Below are 20527 nucleotides of genomic sequence, written 5' to 3' on the forward strand. Positions count from 1 at the left end.
AGCCAGTACGACCAGCCAGGTCGCTACCCGGCCGCAATGGCCGTTTCATCTCATCGGGAGGAATAAAATGCACTATCGTGGATTCATGGCGGCGGCTTTGGCCGTGGCACTATCAGGACTGGCCGCATCTTCGGCGATCGCCGACGACACCATTCCACCGGAAGCAAAGGCGTTGCTTGAGCCGTTGCCTCTATCGCCGAGAGGCCAACCCGTTCCGGGCTTCCCGGACGGTCCACCGGCGGTGTCGCCAGACGTGCTGAAATTCTCCGATGCCGACCTTGCAAAGCTGAAGGCCGGAAAGTTCACCGCCGGGCTGGTGATGCACACGATGGATGCCGGCTGGCCTCAATTGCAGGTGGCCGGGATCTCGAACACGCTCAAGGATTTTGGCATCGAGGTTGTCGGAACCACCGACGCCAAGTTCCAGCCCGGCCAGCAGATCAGTGATCTCGAGCAGATGATCGCACGCAAGCCGGATGTGATCTTCTCGATCCCGATCGATCCGAAGTCCGAATCCGAAGCCTACAAGAAGGCGGCGGCAGCCGGCATCAAGCTGGTTTTCATGGACAACGTTCCGGTCGATATGGCGCCGGGCAAGGACTATGTGTCCGTTGTCGCTTCCGACAATGAGAAGAACGCCTATTTCGCCGCGCAGGAACTTGTCGGGGCCATTGGCGGCAAGGGCGAGGTCGGCATCATCACGCTGGTCTATGACTATTACTACTCTGTCGCGGCCCGCAAGGTCGGCGCACTCAAGGCATTCGGCGAACACCCCGACATCAAGGTCGCGGACGTCGGTACCTTCACCGCGCCTGAGAAGGCCTACGAGGTCGCCACAGCCATGTTGACGGCGCATCCCGACATGAAGGGCATTTTCGTTGCCTGGGACACGCCCGCGCAGCAGGTCGTGGCAGCGACCAAGACACTCGGCCGCGACATCGTCATCACCACGAATGACATTGCCGCAGACAGCGCGCTGAACGTTGCACGTGGCGAGTTTCTGGCCGTGGGTGCGCAACGCCCCTATGACCAGGGCGTCGCGGAGGCCAAGGCGGCCGCGCTTGCTCTGCTTGGACATGACGTCCCGCCGTATATTTCGGTACCGACGTTGCGCGTCAAGAAGCTCGACCTTCTCAGTGCCCTCAAGCAGGTCACCAAGGAAGATGCGCCGGCTTCGGTGGTGAAAATCTGCAACGGCGAGTGCTTCTAGAGCAGTTCACCGTTTCACGGAAACGGCGAACCGCTCTATCTCTTTGTTTTTGCGCAATTCCGGACGGAAAACCGTACACACTTTTTCTTGGAATTGCTCTAGCTCCTTCTTTCGCCGGCGGGCCGCAGCAGTCCGCCGGCGCTCCCCGAGCGATCGAGAAAATCGTCATGGCCGAAGCGAAAACTCCAACGTCCCAGCGCCCTATCGTAACGATGCAACGCATCGGCAAGTCGTTTGGCGCGAACCGCGTGCTGTCGGACATTTCGTTCGAGGTCAAGGCCGGCGAAACGCATGCACTGCTCGGCGAAAACGGTGCGGGCAAGTCGACGCTCATGAAGATCCTCATGGGCGCGTATCGGACGGACGAAGGCCGGATTCTGTTCGACGGCGAGGATGTCACCGCCCTGTCGCTTCGAGAGAGGATCGATCGCGGAATCGCAATGATCTTCCAGGAGCTGAGCGTGTTGCCGAATCGTTCGGTTGCCGAAAACCTGTTTATCCTTCGCGAGCCGCTCGCCTTCGGCCGACGTGTCGATGCCAGAAAAATGCTGCGCGAGGCCCGGGCTCTGATCGAGCGATATGCCTTCTCGCTCGATGCTTCGGCACGTGTGGGCGACCTGGCGTTCGCTCAGCGCCAGATGGTCGAGATTCTCAAAGCGATCTCGCGGGGCGCCAAGCTGCTCGTAATGGACGAGCCGACTTCGTCCCTGACCATCCATGAGGAGGAAACGCTTTTTCGGACAATCGGTCAGCTCAAGCAGAACGGAATCGGTATCGTCTACATCAGCCATCGCATGGCCGATGTGCTGCAGCTTTCGGATCGCATCTCGATCATCAAGGATGGACGTCTGGTCGGTCCGCTCGATCCGGAGAAGACGTCCATCGAGGATATCGCGGCGTTTATGTCCCGGCCCAAGGTCGAAACAGCTTCCCCAGCCGCAGCCGCGCCAGCAAATCGTCAACCGGCAATGCCCGCCGGAACGCCGGCTCTTGAGGTCCGTGGCCTTGCCACCTCGCGCAAACTGTCCGGGGTGTCGTTCTCGATCGGCCCGGGCGAGATCGTCGGCCTTGCCGGGCTTGTCGGCAGTGGCCGCTCGACCCTGGGCAAGGCCTTGTTCGGCGTCCTTCCGGATGTAACCGGCCACATCGCCGTCGGGAACGACCCCGTTCAGCCGGGCAGTGTCAGCAGGGCCATCGCTGCCGGTATCGCGCTTGTTCCCGAAGACCGTCGGCTCGAAGGTCTTGTGGGTGGTCGCTCGATCGAGGAGAACCTCGCCCTTCCGCGTCTTTCCGATTTCTCGCTGGCGGGTCCGTTCGGGCCGATGGCGAAGGCCCGGATAACGGCTCTGTTCAGACAATACCGGGACGATCTCAGTATCCTGTGCCGCGGTCCCTTACAGAAAGCCCAGGAGCTTTCGGGCGGCAATCAGCAGAAGATCGTCTTCGCCAAATGGCTGGCCATGAAGCCGAAGCTGTTGATCCTCGACGAGCCAACCTCCGGCGTCGACATCAATGCCAAGCGCGATATGCGCGACCTTGTGCGCCGCACGGCCGGCGAAGGCGTCGCCGTGCTGCTCATTTCTTCGGAACTCGAAGAACTCCTGGATTTGTCCGATCGCATTCTGGTGATGGCGCAAGGGCGGATCACGCGCAGCATCGATCGCGCGGACGACGAGACAAAACTTCGCGCGTTGCTGCAGGCCGAGGCGGCCAGACAAGCCAGTACGCGCGCCCAGGGAGTTGCAGCATGAAACCTTCGCCTATGCCCTCGCACGCAAATGCGATAAATTTTTTCCGCGATCACATCACCTATGTGATCTTCCTGGCGATAACCCTCTACTTCGTCCTGTTTGCTCCCCACTTCGCGTCTGTCTCGACCGCAAGCGCGGTTCTGCGCATCACGGCCATCGTTTCGGCAATGGCGATCGGCATGACATTCGTCATCATCTGCGGCGAAATCGACCTGTCGGTAGGATCGGTTGCAAGTTTTTCAGGGATGATCGGAGCGCTGCTGCTCGGCCAGGATGTTCCCACCTACGTCGCAGCTCTTCTGGTGCTGGCAGCCGGCGCAGCGATCGGGGCCACCTCCGGCATCCTTGTTACGAAAATACGCATCCCATCGTTTCTTGTGACCCTTGGCATGCTGTCGATCTTTTCCGGACTGGCGCTGACGATCACCGGCACCCGGCCAGTGTCGATCGTCGACGATGATTTCTCGAACCTGTTCTGGAACGGCAGTTTTCTGGGCGTGCAGGCGCCAATCTGGTGGACGATCGTCCTAACTGCCGTCGGCTATTATCTTCTGCACCAGATGCCCTTCGGCAGGCGTGTTTATGCGACTGGTGGAAACCCTGTAGCCGCCCGCTTTTCCGGGGTGCGGACGGACAGCGTCAAGATTTTCGCCTTTGTGCTGTCCGGCATGATGGCATCCCTTGCAGGCATGATGCTCGCGGCCCGCTCCACCGCCGGCAATCCCAGCCTGGGGGCGGGTCTCGAACTCGACGTCATCGCGGCCGTGATCATAGGCGGGACAAGTCTCTTCGGCGGCTATGGATCGATCGTCGGTTCTGTCGTCGGAGCAATCTTCATAGGAATTCTCGGATTCGGTCTTCTCGTGCTCGGTCTTTCGACCAGCATCCAGGAGGTGATCAAGGGCGCTATCATCATCATTGCCGTCTCGTTGAACCGGCGTTGAAAGCAGCAGAGTTCCATGACCCGACGAAACGCGCGCGTTCCGCGCGTTGACTGCCGAAGTAGGACCGACCCACCCGAAATTCTCTGCCGTCACAGACCTGCTGGCCCGCTCGGTGTCCGCGCTAGGTAGCGGCTTCGTTGGCCAGGTGGTCCTGCATGAGGTCACCATAAGGTTCAACATCGAATGCGGTTGGAAAATTCTCGGGCTTATAGGCCGGGATCGCCGCCTTCCGATCCAGAACCGACTGATGGACCAGCGGCCGCCGTTCCTGTCGCTCGATCATGCGCGGCTCGGCTTGCGGTAGGTAGAAGCCGAGGACCGATTTTCGCTTCCATTCACGCCATTTAACCGATTTTGGAATCCACTCGAGCGGCTTCCAGCCCACGGCCATTGAATCATGCACGATCCCCAACGGATCGGGGCTGACGAACGTCATCGTCCCCTCGCCCTTCCCTTCCCCGAAGACAAGCCGCTCCAGCATGCGGCAATTGGTCTGCAATCCAAATCCTTTGGCCTGATCAACCATCCAGTCGAGCGGAAATTTGGATATGGCGCTTTCCTCTTCAGGATAGCCACCGCCGATATCCGAATGAGATCCGGCGAACCAGACTTGTTTGATATCCTGCTCTTTTGCCGGCGCAATCTTGTCGAAAGGATTTTCGACGAACGGCTGCGGCTCGATCCACCGGTTCAGCCGGAACATGCGGCGATGCTCATCGATTGCAATTGCATGTCGAAAGACTTCGACGCTCGGGTTGGTCCTCGTATGCGGCAGTGTCAGGAGCTGTGGCAGAAGCCGGTCGCTTCGCGGCACGATGATCGACGCCACGGTGTCCCAGACACCAAGAAATCTGATGCGCGCGTCCCGGGCTCCTGAAACCTTGGAAAAATGCCAGGCAACGCTAAGATCGTGCTCGTCGCTGGCTTGCTTGTAAGAGCTTACGGCATACTCGACGATGTTGAGTTGGTCCGGATGCAGCAGGCCGATCATGTGGATCAAGCCCGCAACGGCGCGGGCTGTATAGGCTCCGCGGCTGAAGCCAAAGAGGAAGATTACGTCCCCTTCGACGTAGTGCCTGCAGATGAAGGCGTAGGCGCCGGCGATTTCAGCGTCGAGACCATATCCAGTTGCGAGCTCGAACACGGATTTCGCGTTCTGGCGCCATCGCGTCCAGGCATCGCTGGCACCGATGGTTCCTATGCCGGCGTCATAATAGACGCGCTGCTCCTCATTCTTCTTCAGGATGCGGAACAACTTCAAGACATTCGAGAGATTGCGCTCGATCTGGTTTCCCGTTCCATCGCAGCAGACAACGATGTTTTTGCCAGTCCGCTTCAACGCCACCGCCTTTGAAGGTCCAGTTCAGACCAACCGACTTTGACCCAAGCTGTGGATCACATCAACAGGCGTCTGACGATGGATACCGATGAGAATGTAGCGGCGCGGTCGGCGTGGTTCCGGTGGCGAAAGAAGAGGGCTTCAATCAAAGAAGCCCGTATCCTCTTCCCTGAGATACTTCCTGGCTGCTTCGGCGTCGATATCGAGGCCCAGTCCCGGCGCTTCCAGCAGGTCCACCATGCTGTCCTTCACGATCTGCGACGGCAGGCCGATCACGAGATCCTCCCACCAGGGGTCAGAGGCGCTCGGATATTCGAAGGCGATGTAGTTGGCGGGCAAGGTGGCGCAAACGTTGATCAGGGCGCCGAGGCCCAGCAGGCCATTCGCGGTGCCATGCGGCGCCATCAGGATCGAGTGCATGTAGGCATGCTCGGCGACCCATTTGAGTTCGGCAATACCGCCGATATCGGCAGGATCGGGGCCGATGACGCGCACGGCCTGCGTCTCGATCAGCTCCTTGAAATTGTGCCGCAAGTAGATCTGCTCGCCGGTATGGATCGGCGTCGAGGTGGAGGTTGTCAGCTCCCGATAGGCCTGCGGATTGACCCACGGCACATAGTCGCCGGTCAGCATGTCCTCGAGCCACATCAAATTGTACTTCTCCACCGCGCGAGCGAACTTGATCGCATCGGGCAGCATCCAGCCCGGGCCGCAGTCGAGCGCCAGGCTGACCTTGTCGCCCAGCACTTCCTTCATGGCGATCACGCAGTCGAGCATGTGGTTGAAACCGCGCTCGCTGATCACGCCCTGATCCATGGCACCGTGATAGCCGGCCTTCTTCTGCGTCACGCCATAATGGAAGTCCTCGATACTGTCCTTCATGTTCGAGTGGAACGAGATTCCTTGCTTGACCATGAAGAAGTTCTGCGGCTGCTCCATCATCCATTTGACGTCGGCCGCATAATCCTCCGGCCGGTCGCCCGCGCGTTTCCGGCGGATCGAGCCGTTATAGACGCGCACCTTGTCGCGCACCTTGCCGCCGAGCAGTTTGTAGGCCGGCACGCCAGCGGCCTTGCCGGCAATGTCCCACAGCGCATGCTCGATCGCGGAGACGGCGGCGCCATAGGGCTTGAACGAACCTCGCTGGCGGATCTTCAGCATCACCCGCTCGACGTCGGTCGGATCCTCGCCGATCAGCGCCTCGCGGAAATGCAGCACAAAGGGCTTGAGATAGGTCTTTGTGAACTCGACCTCGCCAAGGCCATGGAGGCCCTCGTCAGTGACGACGCGAACGATGGGATGCCGCCCGATGACGGCGCAGCGCAGGTCGGTGATCTTCATGGCACAGTCCTATTTCACAGACGAGAAAGCTGTCGGTGTGAGCAGCTGGCTGGCGATATTGGCAACGATCTGCCCGTCACGCTCAGACTCGTCCCGGGCCCTGTGCCATGCCGGATCGGTGACGAAAGCCGCCCATTTCGCCTCACGCTCGGCCAGCGATTCCCAGGCGAGGAAATAGGTAAGGCGATTGCTGTTTTCGCCGATCGCCGTGGTGAAAAACCCGGCTTGGCGGATGCCATGCCTCTCCCAGATGGCCAGCGTTTGGTCGGAAAAGCGCTTGAGCAAAGCCGGCAGCCTGCCCGGCAGGCAGTCGTAGATACGCAGTTCGTAGATCATGGTTTCGTCCGTTTCTTTCTTCGCCTCTCCCCTCGGAGAGGTCGACACGAATAGTCGGTCGTTGGCCCTGTGAGCTTGAGGAATGAGGGCTGGGCGTCTGGGCTAACTCCAGGTCCGGTCCCAGCTATATTCATCGTCCCAATGCTCGGTGGATTGCCAGAGGCCGGTGACACCCGGCTGCAGATGCTGCGAGATCACCTCGTCCACGACGTCGTCGATCCCCAGACCCGGCTTGTCCGGAACAGTGATGAACCCGTCCTGCACGAGCGGCTTGGGAAGGCCGGTGACGATATCGTCCCACCAGTCGACATCGGCGGAGTGATATTCGAGCGCCATGAAGTTCTCGGTCGCGGTGGCGACATGGGCCGCGGCCATCGCGGCGATTGGACTTTCGGCCATGTGGATGGCCATGGCGACGCCGTGATCCTGCGCCATGTCGCCGATCTTCTTGGTCTCCAGGATGCCCCCGCTGGTGAGCAGGTCCGGGTGGATAATGGAGAGGCCACCGCTCTTGAGCAACGGTTCGAACCCCTCCTTGAGGTAAATGTCCTCGCCGGTGCAGATGGGCACCGTGGTGGCGTCCTGCAACTGCCGGTACTGCTCGGTGTACTGCCAGGGGATTACATCCTCGAGCCAGGCCGGCACGTATTTTTCAATTCGCCTGGCGAGCCGAATGCCGTTCTGGAGTGAGATGTGGCCGACGTGGTCGATAGCGAGCGGGATCTCCATGCCGATGACCTCGCGAACCTCGGCAATGTACTGCTCGAGCAGGTCGAGGCCCTTGTCGGAAAAATGGAGGCCGGTAAACGGGTGGGCGACATTATGCAGGTCGTAGGCCGCGTTGCGGGCGCGCCGCTCATCAACGGTCTTGAGTGGGCCGCGGGCGGGATGAACGCGATAGCCTTCGAGTGAGCCGGCAGGAGACACGACCGCGCCGGGCACATCCGCGATCTGCATCAGCCCCAGATCCATCTTGAGGAAGGTGAAGCCGAGCTCCATGCGCTGCTTGAGGCGCTTGCCGGTCTCTGTGCCGCTCGGCACGGTTGCATCGGTATCGCAATAGAGGCGCACCTTCTCCCGAAACCGGCCGCCGAGCATCTGGTAGATCGGAACGCCATAGGCCTTGCCGGCGAGATCCCACAGCGCGATTTCGACCGCCGAGACGCCGCCGCCTTGCCGGCCGTGCCCGCCGAACTGCTTGATCCGGCGAAACAGGCGATCGATGTTGCAGGGATTCTCGCCAAGCAACCGGCTCTTCAGCATCAGCGCGTAGGTGGCGCTGGCCCCGTCGCGCACCTCGCCAAGGCCGACGATGCCCTGGTTGGTGTAGATCTTGAGCAGCGCCGTTGTGAACGGCGCGCCGACGATTTCAGCCACCCGCATGTCGGTGATGCGAAGATCGGACGGCTTGGAGTTCATGTTCACCCGATCAAGGGCTTCGTCGGCTCCACCGGTCTTGGGCATCACTTATCCTCGTTTTGGTAGGCGGGCTTTTCGGCGGCATGCAGCCCCGACATGAGGCGACATGCGTCAGCCCAACTCAATCTCGTGGGCTTGCAGGTACTCACGGTCCATCTCGATGCCGAGACCGGGCCTCGACGTCAGTTTGAGGCTGCCGTTCGAAACGTCGAGCGGTGTGTCGATGAGATGATCGTATTTACCCAGGTTCCACTCCGACGTCTCGAGCTTGTAGAAGTTAGGAACTGTCATCATCACCTGCGCGCCCGCCACCACGTTGATCGGCCCCGCGGCGTCATGCGGCGAGACCGGGACGTAGTAGGCTTCGCACAGGGCAGAGATCTTCTTGAGTTCGGTAATGCCGCCGGTCCAGGTGACGTCAGGCATAATGTAGTCAGCGAGCTTGTTTTCGAGCACCGGCACGAAGTCCCACTTGGTGTGGCCGCGTTCGCCCCACGAGATGGCGGCGCTGACCTTCTCACGCACCTGCTTGAGGGCATTGAGGCTCTCGGGCGGGCAAGGCTCCTCGAACCAGTCGATCTGGCCGGCTTCCTCGAGGCTTCGGCAGAGGCGAATGGCGGTCGGAACGTCGAAACGGCCGTGCGCATCGATGAGGATATCGACATCAGGGCCCGCCGTTTCGCGGATCAGAGCCGTGAGTTCGGCCGCTTCGCGCTCGTCCTTGCGAGTCATGCTGCCATCGAGGTAGCCGTCCCGCTGTTCGCGCGACACGCCATCGGCGCCACGTCCCTGATGCGGGAAAGGATCAAACTTGAGCGCAGTGTGTCCGGACTCGACGATGTCCCGAATTTCGCGGACCACCGCCTCCTTGCTGGTAAATTTGGACTGGTTGGGATGGGTGTAGAGCGCGATTTCATCGCGCACCGGCCCGCCCAGCAGCTCGTAGATGGGCTTGCCCAAAACTTTGCCCCGGATGTCCCAGAGAGCTATGTCGATGGCGCTCACGCATTCGACCGCGGCGCCGCGGCTGCCCATATAGGTGAAGCTGCGGAAAATCTTGTGCCAGAGATGCTCGATCCGGGCCGGGTCCTCGCCGGTCACGGCGGCGCCGATCTGCCGTAGGATCGTGCAGAGCGCGCGGTTGGCGAGCTTGGTGGTGGTCGTGATCTCTCCCCAGCCGCTCACCCCCTCGTCGGTCGTCACTTCGACGAACAGGTACTCTCCCCAATAGGACGCATCGGACTTGATCAGCCACGGCCGAATGCTCGTAATTTTCATGTCAGCTACCTCTGTCTGATCGTCGGGCTAGCGATGTTCTGGAACGGGCATTCTATCCGGCCCGAGCGGCGTTGCGCGCACGCATATGTTCGAGGATGTGCCGGCCGGAGCCCTCGACATGGCGGGCAACGAGTTCGGCCGCCTTGTCGGCATCTCCCGCCTTTACGAACGCGATGAGTTCGCGGTGCTCGCGAATGATCGCGGCACGCCGGGCAAGCGTGAAATTGAAACGCCGGCTCACGGCTCGCAGCACTTCACGATGCTTCCACCAAAGCTCGGCGGCATGGCGGTTGTAATGCCGCTGGTACATCACGGTGTGGAAGGCGGTATCCAGCTCGCTGTGCCTGAACGTATCAGCGAAGTTGTTCTCTTCAATCAGGTCCTGGAGACGTTCGAGTTCGGCAATGTCCTCGCCGGTGGCCATGTTCACAAACCATCGCGTCAGGGCCGGCTCGATCAGAACGCCGATCTCATAAATGTCGCGGACAAACTCCTGATCGATAGGCCGGACGCGCGCCCCGCGGTTGGGGAGAAAGGTAACAAAGCCTTCGCCGCGCAAGAGCTGCAAGGCTTCGCGCACGGGGTTGGTCGAGGTGCCGTGGCGCCGGGCGAGATCAGTGACCACGAGCCGTTCGTTGGCGGCAAGCCGTCCCTCGATGATGTCTTCCCTGATCAGCTCATAAAGCGAGGCGCCCTCGCTGGACGCCCCTATGGGGTCAATCCCCACCGGTGGCTTGGCTTTGAAATCGTTTGGTTCGGCCAAGGCCGGCTCCCCTGGATTAATACACACCCTTTCCGATTAACACGCAAAGTTTCGATAAACAATGTACGATCTAACGCGTTGACAGGCAATTCATGATCTGAAAACGTACGGAGCTCCCGAAAGGGTACACAGATACAAAGACGTCCTGCGATCAAACGAGCAAAAAACCGCTTTTGCCTCGCCGCAAAGCGGCATGGGAGAACCAGGGAGGATACCTATGACGAGGATTATACTCGGCAGTGCGGTCCTGCGCGGCACTGTCGTCAGCGTTATGGCGGCATCGCTGATGTCCACATCGGCGCTGGGCGCGCCGCCGGTCGACCTCAGCAAGTGGTCGCCGGAATACGTCCGCGCCATTGCGGGAACACAGGATTTCGACACGGCGGCCGATTGTGCCAAGGTCACCCCGCTGGACTACAAGGGGCGACTGACCTTCTGGTATCAGGGCGTGTTCGAGGGCGACCCCGACCTCCTGCGCCAGTACTACAAGGAATTTTTCGAAACCTTCCGCAAGACCTATCCAAACATCCAGCTCGAGGAACAAGCCCTCACCTATAACGACCTTCTCGACAAGTTCCGCACCGCGCTCCTCGGCAATGCCGCGCCGATGGCGGTCCGCTTGCAAATCCTGGGTGGTACCGAATTCGCTTCAAAAGGCTATCTGCAGCCGCTCAAGCCGGAGGATGTGGGCTATTCGACCGAGGACTTCTGGCCCGGCGCCATGAAGGCCGTGACCTGGGACGGGGTGACCTACGGCATTCCAACCAACAACGAAACGATGGCGTTCATCTGGAACGCCGACATCTTCAAACGCGCCGGCCTCGATCCGGACAAGCCACCGGCAACCTGGGACGACGTCATCAAGTATTCCAAGCAGATCCACGACAAGCTCGGCATTGCCGGGTATGGCCTCGTGGCTCGCAAGAATGCCGGCAATACGCCGTATCGCTTCATGCCGCAGCTATGGGCCTATGGTGGCGGCGTCTTCGACGAAGCGGCGGCAAACCCGACCTATGAGCAGGTCGAGCTCGACAGCCCGCAGAGCAAGGCGGCGCTGCAGGCTTCCTACGACATGTATGTTCGCGACAAGTCGGTTCCGGTTTCGGCACTCACCAACCAGCAGGCCGATAACCAGCCCCTGTTCGTCGCCGGCCAACTCGGCATGATGATCTCGCACCCGTCCGATTACAATGTCATGCTCGACCTGCAGAAGAAGGCGACGGGCACCGACAAGGACAAGGCGCAGACCGTCATAGACAACATGCGCTACGGCCTGATCCCGGCCGGGCCCGACGGCAAGCGCGCCGTCGTGTTCGGCGGCTCGAACATCCACATCCTGAAGCCCGAATATGTCGAAGGCGGCAAGGTAGACGAGCCGGCGGCGAAGGCTATCATCTGCATGTGGACGAGCCCTGAATGGTCGCTGAAGATGGCCTATGCCGGATCGAATCCCGGCAACCTGAACGGCTTCAAGACCAAATGGATGAAGGAACGTCTGGACAACATCAAATTCCTCGATGTCACGACCTCGATGCTGCCATACGGCATCCCGTTCCCGGCGCTGCCGCAGGCCCCGGAGATCATGAACATCATCGTCCCGGACATGCTGCAGAATGCTCTGACCGGAGCGATGACCGTCGACCAGGCGGCGGACGACGCGGCCCAGAAGGTGAAAGACCTGATGGGCGGGCTCTAGCCTGCGCCTGACCCACGACCTGACCGGCTGCGCTGACAGCGCAGCCGGTTCGTTCCGAAGAAACAAGGGCATACCATCGTGACGATCGTGACCGGCAAGGCCGAGGCGCGCCGAAAATTGCAACCCGGCAGGTCCGGTGCGCTGCGGAATATCTGGGAGCATCGCGCCGACTACGCGTACGTGCTGCCCGCGATCGCCGTGATGCTCATCGTCATCGCCTATCCGATCTACTACACGATCGAGCTGTCGTTCTATAAGACGCCGCCCGGCTTGCAGCTTCGTGACAAGACCTTCATCGGCTTCGACAACTACACGGCCATCCTCACCAGCGAGGTGTTCTGGAAAGTCACCTGGAACACGCTGATCTGGACATTCGGGTCCACCTTCATCTCCTTTGTCCTGGGGTTTGCCACTGCGCTGGCACTCCACCGCGACTTTATCGGCCGCGGTGTGCTGCGCGCTATCCTGATCATTCCCTGGGTCATCAGCGCGGTCGCCGCCTCCTATATCTGGAAGTGGATCTACCATTCGGATTTCGGCATCATCGGCGCAGTGCTGGTCGGCCTCGGATTGGCCGACCGACCGCCGAATTTCATCGACAACGTCAGCACGGTTCTCCCCTCGCTGATCGTCGTCAATATCTGGCGCGAGTTTCCGTTCGCCATGATCATGATGATGGCGGGCCTGCAGACAGTCCCCGAGCAGTTGCTGCTCGCCGCGAAAGTTGACGGAGCCAATGCCTGGCAGCGCTTCTGGCACGTCACCTTCCCGCATCTGCGCAACGTCTCGGTGGTGACGATCCTGCTGCTAGCAGTGGCCAACTTCAATTCCTTCATCATCCCCTGGATCATGACCGGCGGCGGGCCGTCGAATGCATCGCATATCTGGATCACCCATATTTACGAACTCGCCTTCGGCCGGCAGCGCTGGGGCGTGGCATCGGCCTATTCGGTGCTCCTGTTCATCATCCTGATGACGCTGGGCTACTTCTACGTCCGTGCGCTGAGCGGCAACGAGCGGAAGGAGGGCGGCGTATGAGCGCGATTGCCGAGACGGTCTCCCGAGGCCAGACCCGTCGCCGTATGCGCGTCGACGGATGGCGGTGGGCCGGGCGCATCTTCCTCGTTTTCATGCTGCTTTATACGGCGTTGCCGATGATCTGGATGCTGATCACCTCGATCAAATCGGGGTTCGCGGCGACGCAATTCCCGCCGCAATGGTGGCCGGACGAGCCGACCCTCGCCAGCTATCAGAAATTGCTCGATCCGCAGAACAGCGTCGGCCAGGACTTCCTCCGCTTCTTCTGGAACAGCCTGTTCGTGTCGACCGTCACGACAATCCTTTCCGTGATCGTGGCTGTCCCCGCGGCCTACGCTTTTTCGCGCTTCAGTTTCCCCGGACGGAACTTCCTGTTCTTCGCCGTTTTGCTGCGCAACATGTTCCCGGCAGTGATCTTTCTCGTGCCGCTCTTCATCCTGATGCGCGCGATCGGCCTGGTGAACACGCACGGCTCGCTCATTCTCACCTATCTGACCTTCGGGCTGCCGCTGGCGATCTGGCTGCTCAAGGGCTTCTACGACAACATCCCGGTGCAACTCGAGCAGGCGGCGCGCATCGACGGCGCAACGCGGTTCCAGGCCTTCATCCTGATCGTGATGCCGCTCTCGACGCCTGGGATCATCGCCACCGCGATCTATTCCTTCATCGGCGCGTGGAACGAATACATCTACGCCTACACCTTCCTTTCCAAGAACGAGCAATTGACGCTGCCGGTCGGCATCCAGCGCTTCTTCTCGGAAAACACGACGGACTTTCCGGGCCTGATGGCGGCCAGCTTCATGATGAGCGTGCCCGTCGTGGTGCTGTTCCTCGTCCTGCAACGATACTTCGTACGCGCCCTTACAGAAGGCGCGGTCAAGCATTAGGGAGTTGCCGATGGCCCACGTGGTCCTCAAAGATCTCGTCAAGACCTATGGCGGCTTCAAAGCTGTCAACGATGTTTCGCTGACGGTCAATGACGGCGAATTCGTTGCGCTGGTCGGCCCTTCAGGCTGCGGCAAGACAACCACGCTCAATCTCGTCGCGGGGCTGACCTCGATCACATCGGGCGACATCGTCATCGGAGACCGGGTGGTCAATGATCTCGACCCCAAGGACCGGGACATCGCAATGGTGTTCCAGAACTACGCGCTGTACCCGCAGAAATCGGTCTACAAGAACCTGGCGTTCCCGCTGCAGATGCGCAAACTCTCCAGGGACGAGATCGACAAGAAGGTCAGGGAAGCGGCGCGCGTTCTCGACATGACGCACCTGCTCGAGCGCAAACCGCGGGAACTTTCGGGCGGGCAGCAGCAGCGCGTCGCCCTTGGCCGTGCCCTCGTCCGCGACCCCGCTGTGTTCCTCATGGACGAGCCGCTCTCCAACCTCGACGCCAAACTGCGCGTGCAGATGCGATCCGAGATCAAGCGCTTCCACCAGGACCTCAAGGCAACGATCATCTACGTGACGCACGACCAGCTCGAAGCCGTGACCATGGCCGACAAGATGGCGGTGATGAATGGCGGCTATCTGCAGCAATACGATTCACCGGCGCAGGTCTTTGCCCATCCGGTCAACATGTTCGTCGCCAGCTTTATCGGCAGCCCGGCGATGAGTCTCATTCCGCTGGAGGCTTCGACGGCAAACGGCAGCACCGCGCTGACCAGCGCGGAAGGCTGGACGCTTGAGCTGTCGCAACTCAACGCGCGCAAGGTCCAGGGAGCGACCACCAAGAAGGTCGTGCTCGGCGCGCGGCACTCGACGATCAAGCTGCACAAAAGCGCGGTCCCGGGCGCCATTCCGGCCAAGGCCTATACGGTGGAGCCGACCGGAGACGTCACCTTCGTGCAAGCATTCCTGTCGGGCGCCATCGTCAACATCAGCGTGTCGCCCAACGTCGCCGTCAAACCTGATGAGCGGATCTGGCTCGAGTTCGACCAGGAGCGGATGCATCTGTTCGACGGCGAAACTGAAATGGCCCTCAAGGCCGATTGAGACAGGGGATGCGCGTGGAACGCGGGCGTGTATGACCAAGAACCTGAAGATCACCGCGATCAAGCCCTACCCGGTATGGGTGGGAACGCGCAACCAGATGCTCGTCAAGGTCGAGACCGACCAGGGTATCTTCGGCTGGGGCGAGAGCGGCTTGAGCGGTCGCGAGAAAGCCGTGGCGGGCGCGGTCGAGCACTATCGCGAGTTTCTCATCGGCCGCGACCCGATGCAGATCGGCCTGATCTGGCAGGAGGTTTACCGCAGTCAGTACTTCGAAGGAGGCCGGGTCCTGCAGGCGGCGATTTCCGCCATCGACATCGCCCTTCATGACATCAAAGGCAAGGCGCTGGGGGTGCCCGTCTACGAGCTGCTTGGCGGCAAGCAGCGCGACCGCGTGCCCACCTTCGCCTCGACCGGAGACGAGGCCGAGGGCGATGTTGCGATCGAACGCGCCCGCGAACTGCGCGCGCAGGGCTGGCAGGCAATCCGCTTCTTCCCCATCGGACAAAGCAGCAAGGACGTCTTCGAGCCGCGTGAATCGATCGGCCCTACGGCGAGCATGCTGAACAAAGCGCGCGAGGCGCTGGGCGATGAGGTGGTGCTCGGCGTCGATTATCATCACCGGCTGTCGGTGGCCGAGGCGGCGAGCTTCTGCAGCAAGCTCGGCCGCGGCGTGCTTGATTTCCTCGAGGAGCCGATACGGGCCGAGACACCAGAGGCGTACGAGTCCCTTCGTACGATGACCGACATCCCCTTTGCCATCGGCGAGGAATTTGCCAGCAAGTGGCAGTTCCTGCCTTACATCGAGCGCGGCATCCACCAGTTCAACCGGCTCGATGTCTGCAATGTCGGCGGGCTCACCGAGGCGATGAAAGTCGCTGGCTGGAGCGAGGCGCACTATGTGGACCTGATGCCACACAATCCCCTTGGCCCGGTGTGCACGGCCGCAACCGTGCATCTCGCCGCCGCGGTGCCCAACTTTGCGTGGCTAGAAACCAGGATCCCCGAAAGGAAGCTGGGTTTCGACAATTCCGACTTTTTCCCCGTACAGCCAAGGCTCGACGGGCCCGATTATCCGGTCAGCGACCTGCCGGGGCTCGGCGTCGAGGTCAATGAAGCGGCGGTCCAGGCGCAGAGTTTCCGTTTCTGGGAAGCGCCACATCTCAAGCGCCGCGACGGCTCTGTCACCAACTGGTAATTCAATTTCAACCGGAGTCCGAAAATGACGCATACTCCCGATATCACGCGGCCGCCCAAGGACCTGATCGACGCGCTAAGGGAGATCGGCGCCGCCACGGTCGCGGGCACACTTGGCCATATGGGCTTTCGCAATCCGCACATGGTCGGCCCGGTGCCGCAGAACCATGGGAAGTCGATCGTCGGGCCGGCACTGACATTGCAGTTCATGCCGCAGAGACCGGACCTCTTCACCGAGGGAGAATATGCCGATCCGGAGACGCAACTTCACAGACATGTGCTCTACCATGCGCAGGAGGGCGACGTGGTCGTCGTCGACGCGCGCGGCGACATGAGCTCCGGTGTCTTCGGCGATATGATGTCGACCTATTTCAAGGGCAGAGGCGGTGCGGGCATTGTCATCGATGGGTGCATGCGCGACCGGCCCAATGTCGAAAAGCTCGACCTGCCTCTTTGGCTGCGCGGCTGGACGCCAAATTATCATGTGCAGACCAGCATCTATCCCAATGCGGTCAACGTTCCGATTGCCTGCGGCGGTGTCACGGTGATCCCCGGCGACATCATCGTCGCCGATGACGACGGGGTGGTGGTGCTTCCCGTCGCAATGGCCCCGAAGGTCATCGAAGAATCCCAGAAGCATCACGATTGGGAGGAATTCTCACGAATGAAACTCATGGGGGGCGCGCCGTTGCAACGCTACTATCCACTGCACCCAAGCGCGAACGACGAGTACGAGGCTTGGCGGAAAGCCAACGCCAAACCTTGATAGACAGGATGAACTGACAGTCGCCAGCGCGCGTCAGCCATTCCCCCTAATTTATCCTGGCGCCGCGCTGTGCGTCGAACAGGTGCGCCTTGCGCATCATCGTCTCCAGCCCGATCTCCTGATCAGGTTTGAATGGCGGCCGATCCCGGCTCTCCGCCCGCTCGTTGACCTAAGCTGGGTTTAATCCCTGGCCACTCCAGACCTGTCCCTGCCGAAAGCTGGCGGCTTTTGCATCGGGAGATACCTGACCGCGCTGGTGGCGACACATTACCGTAACGGAAGCGGTCCTATCATTCATTCGGTGATTTTGGGCGAGGGTCGGGGATCGTCGGCCGGGACCGTCAAAATTAGGGGACCTGATATGGCCACGCAGCTTTGTCACATAGAGACAGCATTCTCGGGAACGGGCTCGGCAATGGCTCCAAAGTTCGCGGAATCATGCGCTTGGGCGAATGCACGAGGCGTAACAATCTATCAGCGTTCAAAAACGGTATGGATCGCGGCCGGCGGCTATCGAGGCCGCGATTTGAAAGTAAAGGGACGGTCGCCTGCCACCGCGCTCGCACTATGGATTGAGGCTGTCCAGTACAGAGGTTCGACATGAGGCTGACCAACGAGGCGTCCAAGGCACGCAAGGAGATCAGCATCCACCGTATCGCCGCCCTGATACCAGCTTAGGATATCGCAGGCCGTCGCCGAAAATCGATCCCCGGCCGAGCTTTGTCCATGCGATCAGCCCGGCCGCTTTGGTCGAGCTGGTTCATCATGAGCCCGCGAGCGCCAGCATGACGCTCGCCCCAAGTGCGGAACGCACCTGGCTCAACATCAAGCGGACGCCCGGAGCTGAAAATTTTACGCGGCCGCGCCTGGCGCCGCGGCTCCGGTCGCGTAAAAATGCTTCTGTCGAAGCTCGAATCAACTCCGCCATCATGTTTTCTCCAGAAGAAACGCCCATATAAAAACAGGTTGGCGGGCCGTTGCCATTCGGGCCGACACCGCTGGCGTTGCGGCGGTGGTCCGAACCCGCCAAAACGGATGGCGCGCCCTGCCGGAACGGTTTGATATCGCGGTCAACACGTAGGGAGAAACACGCGATCGGGTTGCGCTCGGCATGTGTTGATGGTTTGTTGCCGGTCAGCGGAGAACGAGTGATGCGAGAATCCATCGGTCAAGACGAATACGGGTCGACCAGCCCCTTCGATCCGGATGACCTGCCGAATTTGAATGCAATCGGTCCGGCGATGGGCAGCGGCAACGACTTCGAGAGATACGCGGTCGCCGTCATAATCGTGTTCGGCGCCCTGATCATAGGCGGGCTGATGGCCGCGTCGATGACCTTCGGCCACCGCAACGGTTTCCTGTTCGCGCTCGGCGGCGCCACATCGGCCTGGATATCGGGAAACGCGCTTCTGCTCGACCGGCCGCGCATCTACGCACTGTTCGTCGGCATCGCGGCCCTGATGCTGATCGCATCCACCGTCACGCTGATTTCGTGACGGCTTGATCGTCAATTAGAGCGGTCGTTTCACGGAAACTCAGGTCGCCCTGTCTTTTCGTTTTCGGTGCGATTGCGGACGCGGGTTCACGCGCTTGCGGAGTGCGCCAGTCCCATCAGTAGCCGAGCGCCTCGCCGGAAGCGGCGCGGCTGTCGATGGCGCCATTGTAGCGCGCGCCGCCACCCTTCCCGATTTCCGCAAGGCTCTTGCCGCCGACCAGGATGCCCGCCGCCTGGCCCCAGGTCTTGTCGCTGAGATCGAGGTGATAACCCATGCCGGCCAGCAGCCTTTCGGTGTCCGGCGACAGTCCGAACGGCTCGATATAGACCGTGTCGGGCAGCCATTGATGATGGATGCGCGGCGCGTCGATCGCCTCCTGGATGTTCATGCCGTGGTCGATGACGTTGACGATGGCTTCCAGCGTAATGGTGATGATGCGCGAACCGCCGGGGCTGCCGATGACCATGAACGGCTTGCCGTCCTTGGCCACCACGGTCGGGCTCATCGACGACAGCGGCGTCTTCTTCGGCTGGATGGCGTTGGCCTCGCCCTGGACCAGGCCGTAGAGGTTGGGCACGCCGGGCTTCTGGGTGAAATCGTCCATCTCGTTGTTGAGCAGGATACCGGTGCCGTCGGCGACGACGCCGGCGCCAAACGAGCCGTTGAGCGTGTAGGTGACCGCGACCGCGTTGCCGTCCTTGTCGATGATCGAATAGTGGGTCGTCTCCTTGCTCTCGCCGAACCCCTTCGGCATCAGGTCCTGAGAGACGCCGGCCCGGAACGGGTCGATCTTGTCGCGAATGTCCTTGGCGTAGGCCTTGTCCAGCAGTTTCGAGACCGGATTGTCGACGAAATCGGGATCTCCGAGCGCCGAGTTGCGATCGACATAGGCGTGGCGCATGGCTTCGACCATGACATGCACGGTCTCGGCCGAACCGGCGCCAAGATAGGACAGCGGATAGCCTTCCAGCACGTTGAGGATTTCGCAGATGATGACGCCGCCGGAGCTTGGCGGCGGCGAGGAAATGATCTCGTAGCCGCGATAGGAACAGGTCACCGGCTTGAGCTCGCGCACCGCATATTGTTCGAAATCGCCCTTGGCCAGGATACCGCCCTTGGCGCCGCTTGCCTTGACGATGGCATCGGCGATGGCGCCCTTGTAGAAGGCGTCGGGGCCTTTTTCGGAAATCGCCGAGAGCGACGCGGCTAGGTCGGGTTGGACCAGCCGCTCGCCGATGCCATAGGGCTTGCCATCCGGCTTCAGGAATATGGCCGCCGCAGCTGGATCCTTCGCCAGCCTGTCGGCACCTCCGGCAAACGAGGCGGCGTCACCCTGATTGAGGATGAACCCGTCCTTGGCATAGCGAATGGCCGGCGCCATGAGGTCCTGCCGGGACAAGGTGCCGTATTTTTCGCGCGCCATCTCGAAACCGGCGACGGAGCCCGGCACGCCGACGGCGAGGTAGCCGTCGAGGCTGGCGCCTTTCACCGGTTTGCCGTCCTTGTCGAGATACATGGTCTTGGTCGCGGCCAGCGGCGCACGTTCGCGGAAATCGAGGAAGGTCGACTTGCCGTCCTTGAAGCGGACAGTCATGAAGCCGCCGCCGCCGATATTGCCGGCATTGGGATAGACGACGGCGAGCGCATAACCAACGGCGACCGCCGCATCGACGGCGTTGCCGCCCTTCTTCAGGACTTCGACGCCCACCTCCGACGCCAGATGCTGCGCGGTGACAACCATGCCGTTCTCGCCTTTGGCAGGCGCTGGCGAGGCGGCGAAGGCGGCCGCCCATGGCGCGAAAGCGATTGTGAAGGAGAGGCTGACGGCGATCAGCGTGCGGCGAGTGATATGCATGGCGAGGCTCCTGGCGGGGGACGCCTAGGAAACCGTGTTGGGGTGATCGAGTCCACTAACAATTGAGGGAGCACGAGAAAGAGCCCCACCCGGATTGCCATCCGAC

18 protein-coding genes are annotated in these 20527 nt (G+C 61.0%); 10 read left to right on the forward strand and 8 right to left on the reverse strand.

Annotated elements, in window-relative coordinates:
• Positions 1 to 67: 67 nt before the first annotated feature.
• The 3 genes from FJ986_RS08545 to FJ986_RS08555 are packed head-to-tail and all read left to right on the forward strand — an operon-like array spanning position 68 to position 3905.
• Complete coding sequence (locus tag FJ986_RS08545; RefSeq protein ID WP_140513321.1) at positions 68 to 1210, forward strand: substrate-binding domain-containing protein; 1143 nt, start codon at positions 68 to 70, stop codon at positions 1208 to 1210.
• Positions 1201 to 2961: a sugar ABC transporter ATP-binding protein gene (locus tag FJ986_RS08550; RefSeq protein ID WP_140673983.1), complete on the forward strand. Its 1761-nt coding sequence runs from the start codon at positions 1201 to 1203 to the stop codon at positions 2959 to 2961. Before FJ986_RS08545 ends, FJ986_RS08550 begins: the two co-directional genes overlap by 10 nt.
• Positions 2958 to 3905: an ABC transporter permease gene (locus FJ986_RS08555; protein ID WP_181168517.1), complete on the forward strand. Its 948-nt coding sequence runs from the start codon at positions 2958 to 2960 to the stop codon at positions 3903 to 3905. Before FJ986_RS08550 ends, FJ986_RS08555 begins: the two co-directional genes overlap by 4 nt.
• 121 nt (positions 3906 to 4026) lie before the next feature.
• Here the strand turns inward: FJ986_RS08555 and FJ986_RS08560 are convergent, their stop codons facing one another.
• The 6 genes from FJ986_RS08560 to FJ986_RS08585 all read right to left on the reverse strand — a co-directional run bounded on the left by FJ986_RS08560 (position 4027) and on the right by FJ986_RS08585 (position 10381).
• Positions 4027 to 5244, reverse strand: coding sequence for a DUF2235 domain-containing protein (locus FJ986_RS08560; protein WP_140673987.1), 1218 nt, complete (start codon positions 5242 to 5244; stop codon positions 4027 to 4029).
• 141 nt (positions 5245 to 5385) lie between these two features.
• On the reverse strand, positions 5386 to 6585 hold the full coding sequence (locus tag FJ986_RS08565; protein ID WP_140496529.1) for a mandelate racemase/muconate lactonizing enzyme family protein: 1200 nt from the start codon (positions 6583 to 6585) through the stop codon (positions 5386 to 5388).
• A gap of 9 nt (positions 6586 to 6594) precedes the next feature.
• Complete coding sequence (locus FJ986_RS08570; RefSeq protein WP_140496531.1) at positions 6595 to 6921, reverse strand: NIPSNAP family protein; 327 nt, start codon at positions 6919 to 6921, stop codon at positions 6595 to 6597.
• 102 nt (positions 6922 to 7023) lie between these two features.
• Positions 7024 to 8385, reverse strand: a complete 1362-nt coding sequence (locus tag FJ986_RS08575; RefSeq protein ID WP_140673989.1) for a mandelate racemase/muconate lactonizing enzyme family protein — start codon at positions 8383 to 8385, stop codon at positions 7024 to 7026.
• 66 nt (positions 8386 to 8451) lie between these two features.
• The gene (locus FJ986_RS08580; protein WP_140564768.1) at positions 8452 to 9618 is read right to left on the reverse strand and encodes a mandelate racemase/muconate lactonizing enzyme family protein; all 1167 of its coding nucleotides are present in this window, start codon (positions 9616 to 9618) and stop codon (positions 8452 to 8454) included.
• A gap of 52 nt (positions 9619 to 9670) precedes the next feature.
• Positions 9671 to 10381, reverse strand: coding sequence for a GntR family transcriptional regulator (locus FJ986_RS08585; protein ID WP_140557672.1), 711 nt, complete (start codon positions 10379 to 10381; stop codon positions 9671 to 9673).
• Between the two features lie 217 nt (positions 10382 to 10598).
• Here FJ986_RS08585 and FJ986_RS08590 point away from each other — a divergent pair, with 217 nt between their 5' ends.
• The 6 genes from FJ986_RS08590 to FJ986_RS08615 all read left to right on the forward strand — a co-directional run bounded on the left by FJ986_RS08590 (position 10599) and on the right by FJ986_RS08615 (position 17070).
• The gene (locus FJ986_RS08590) at positions 10599 to 12077 is read left to right on the forward strand and encodes a sugar ABC transporter substrate-binding protein (RefSeq protein ID WP_140673991.1); all 1479 of its coding nucleotides are present in this window, start codon (positions 10599 to 10601) and stop codon (positions 12075 to 12077) included.
• A gap of 78 nt (positions 12078 to 12155) precedes the next feature.
• Complete coding sequence (locus FJ986_RS08595; RefSeq protein WP_140557668.1) at positions 12156 to 13115, forward strand: sugar ABC transporter permease; 960 nt, start codon at positions 12156 to 12158, stop codon at positions 13113 to 13115.
• The gene (locus tag FJ986_RS08600) at positions 13112 to 14002 is read left to right on the forward strand and encodes a carbohydrate ABC transporter permease (RefSeq protein WP_140496543.1); all 891 of its coding nucleotides are present in this window, start codon (positions 13112 to 13114) and stop codon (positions 14000 to 14002) included. The genes FJ986_RS08595 and FJ986_RS08600 overlap by 4 nt, the downstream gene beginning before the upstream one ends.
• A gap of 10 nt (positions 14003 to 14012) precedes the next feature.
• On the forward strand, positions 14013 to 15110 hold the full coding sequence (locus FJ986_RS08605; protein WP_140496545.1) for an ABC transporter ATP-binding protein: 1098 nt from the start codon (positions 14013 to 14015) through the stop codon (positions 15108 to 15110).
• A gap of 31 nt (positions 15111 to 15141) precedes the next feature.
• The gene (locus FJ986_RS08610; RefSeq protein WP_140496547.1) at positions 15142 to 16305 is read left to right on the forward strand and encodes a mandelate racemase/muconate lactonizing enzyme family protein; all 1164 of its coding nucleotides are present in this window, start codon (positions 15142 to 15144) and stop codon (positions 16303 to 16305) included.
• Between the two features lie 24 nt (positions 16306 to 16329).
• On the forward strand, positions 16330 to 17070 hold the full coding sequence (locus FJ986_RS08615) for a ribonuclease activity regulator RraA (RefSeq protein ID WP_140496549.1): 741 nt from the start codon (positions 16330 to 16332) through the stop codon (positions 17068 to 17070).
• Between the two features lie 763 nt (positions 17071 to 17833).
• Here the strand turns inward: FJ986_RS08615 and FJ986_RS08620 are convergent.
• Positions 17834 to 18235, reverse strand: coding sequence for a hypothetical protein (locus FJ986_RS08620; RefSeq protein WP_140513305.1), 402 nt, complete (start codon positions 18233 to 18235; stop codon positions 17834 to 17836).
• Between FJ986_RS08620 and FJ986_RS08625 the strand changes: the two genes are divergently transcribed.
• Positions 18222 to 18566: a hypothetical protein gene (locus tag FJ986_RS08625; protein WP_140496551.1), complete on the forward strand. Its 345-nt coding sequence runs from the start codon at positions 18222 to 18224 to the stop codon at positions 18564 to 18566. The two genes, FJ986_RS08620 and FJ986_RS08625, sit on opposite strands and share 14 nt — an antisense overlap.
• 115 nt (positions 18567 to 18681) lie before the next feature.
• Here the strand turns inward: FJ986_RS08625 and ggt are convergent, their stop codons facing one another.
• Positions 18682 to 20421, reverse strand: coding sequence for a gamma-glutamyltransferase (ggt, locus tag FJ986_RS08630; protein WP_140496553.1), 1740 nt, complete (start codon positions 20419 to 20421; stop codon positions 18682 to 18684).
• Between the last annotated feature and the right edge of the window lie 106 nt (positions 20422 to 20527).

Source organism: Mesorhizobium sp. B1-1-1 (assembly GCF_006442955.1).
GTDB lineage: Bacteria > Pseudomonadota > Alphaproteobacteria > Rhizobiales > Rhizobiaceae > Mesorhizobium.

What these genes read in the sequence shown, in the direction of transcription:
- FJ986_RS08545 (WP_140513321.1), top strand. Translation starts at nt 68, where the DNA reads ATGCACTATCGTGGATTCATGGCGGCGGCTTTGGCCGTGGCACTATCA.
- FJ986_RS08555 (WP_181168517.1), top strand. Translation starts at nt 2,958, where the DNA reads ATGAAACCTTCGCCTATGCCCTCGCACGCAAATGCGATAAATTTTTTC.
- FJ986_RS08565 (WP_140496529.1), bottom strand. Translation starts at nt 6,585, where the DNA reads ATGAAGATCACCGACCTGCGCTGCGCCGTCATCGGGCGGCATCCCATC.
- FJ986_RS08570 (WP_140496531.1), bottom strand. Translation starts at nt 6,921, where the DNA reads ATGATCTACGAACTGCGTATCTACGACTGCCTGCCGGGCAGGCTGCCG.
- FJ986_RS08575 (WP_140673989.1), bottom strand. Translation starts at nt 8,385, where the DNA reads ATGCCCAAGACCGGTGGAGCCGACGAAGCCCTTGATCGGGTGAACATG.
- FJ986_RS08580 (WP_140564768.1), bottom strand. Translation starts at nt 9,618, where the DNA reads ATGAAAATTACGAGCATTCGGCCGTGGCTGATCAAGTCCGATGCGTCC.
- FJ986_RS08590 (WP_140673991.1), top strand. Translation starts at nt 10,599, where the DNA reads ATGACGAGGATTATACTCGGCAGTGCGGTCCTGCGCGGCACTGTCGTC.
- FJ986_RS08600 (WP_140496543.1), top strand. Translation starts at nt 13,112, where the DNA reads ATGAGCGCGATTGCCGAGACGGTCTCCCGAGGCCAGACCCGTCGCCGT.
- FJ986_RS08605 (WP_140496545.1), top strand. Translation starts at nt 14,013, where the DNA reads ATGGCCCACGTGGTCCTCAAAGATCTCGTCAAGACCTATGGCGGCTTC.
- FJ986_RS08610 (WP_140496547.1), top strand. Translation starts at nt 15,142, where the DNA reads ATGACCAAGAACCTGAAGATCACCGCGATCAAGCCCTACCCGGTATGG.
- FJ986_RS08615 (WP_140496549.1), top strand. Translation starts at nt 16,330, where the DNA reads ATGACGCATACTCCCGATATCACGCGGCCGCCCAAGGACCTGATCGAC.
- FJ986_RS08625 (WP_140496551.1), top strand. Translation starts at nt 18,222, where the DNA reads ATGCGAGAATCCATCGGTCAAGACGAATACGGGTCGACCAGCCCCTTC.
- FJ986_RS08620 (WP_140513305.1), bottom strand. Translation starts at nt 18,235, where the DNA reads ATGGATTCTCGCATCACTCGTTCTCCGCTGACCGGCAACAAACCATCA.
- ggt (WP_140496553.1), bottom strand. Translation starts at nt 20,421, where the DNA reads ATGCATATCACTCGCCGCACGCTGATCGCCGTCAGCCTCTCCTTCACA.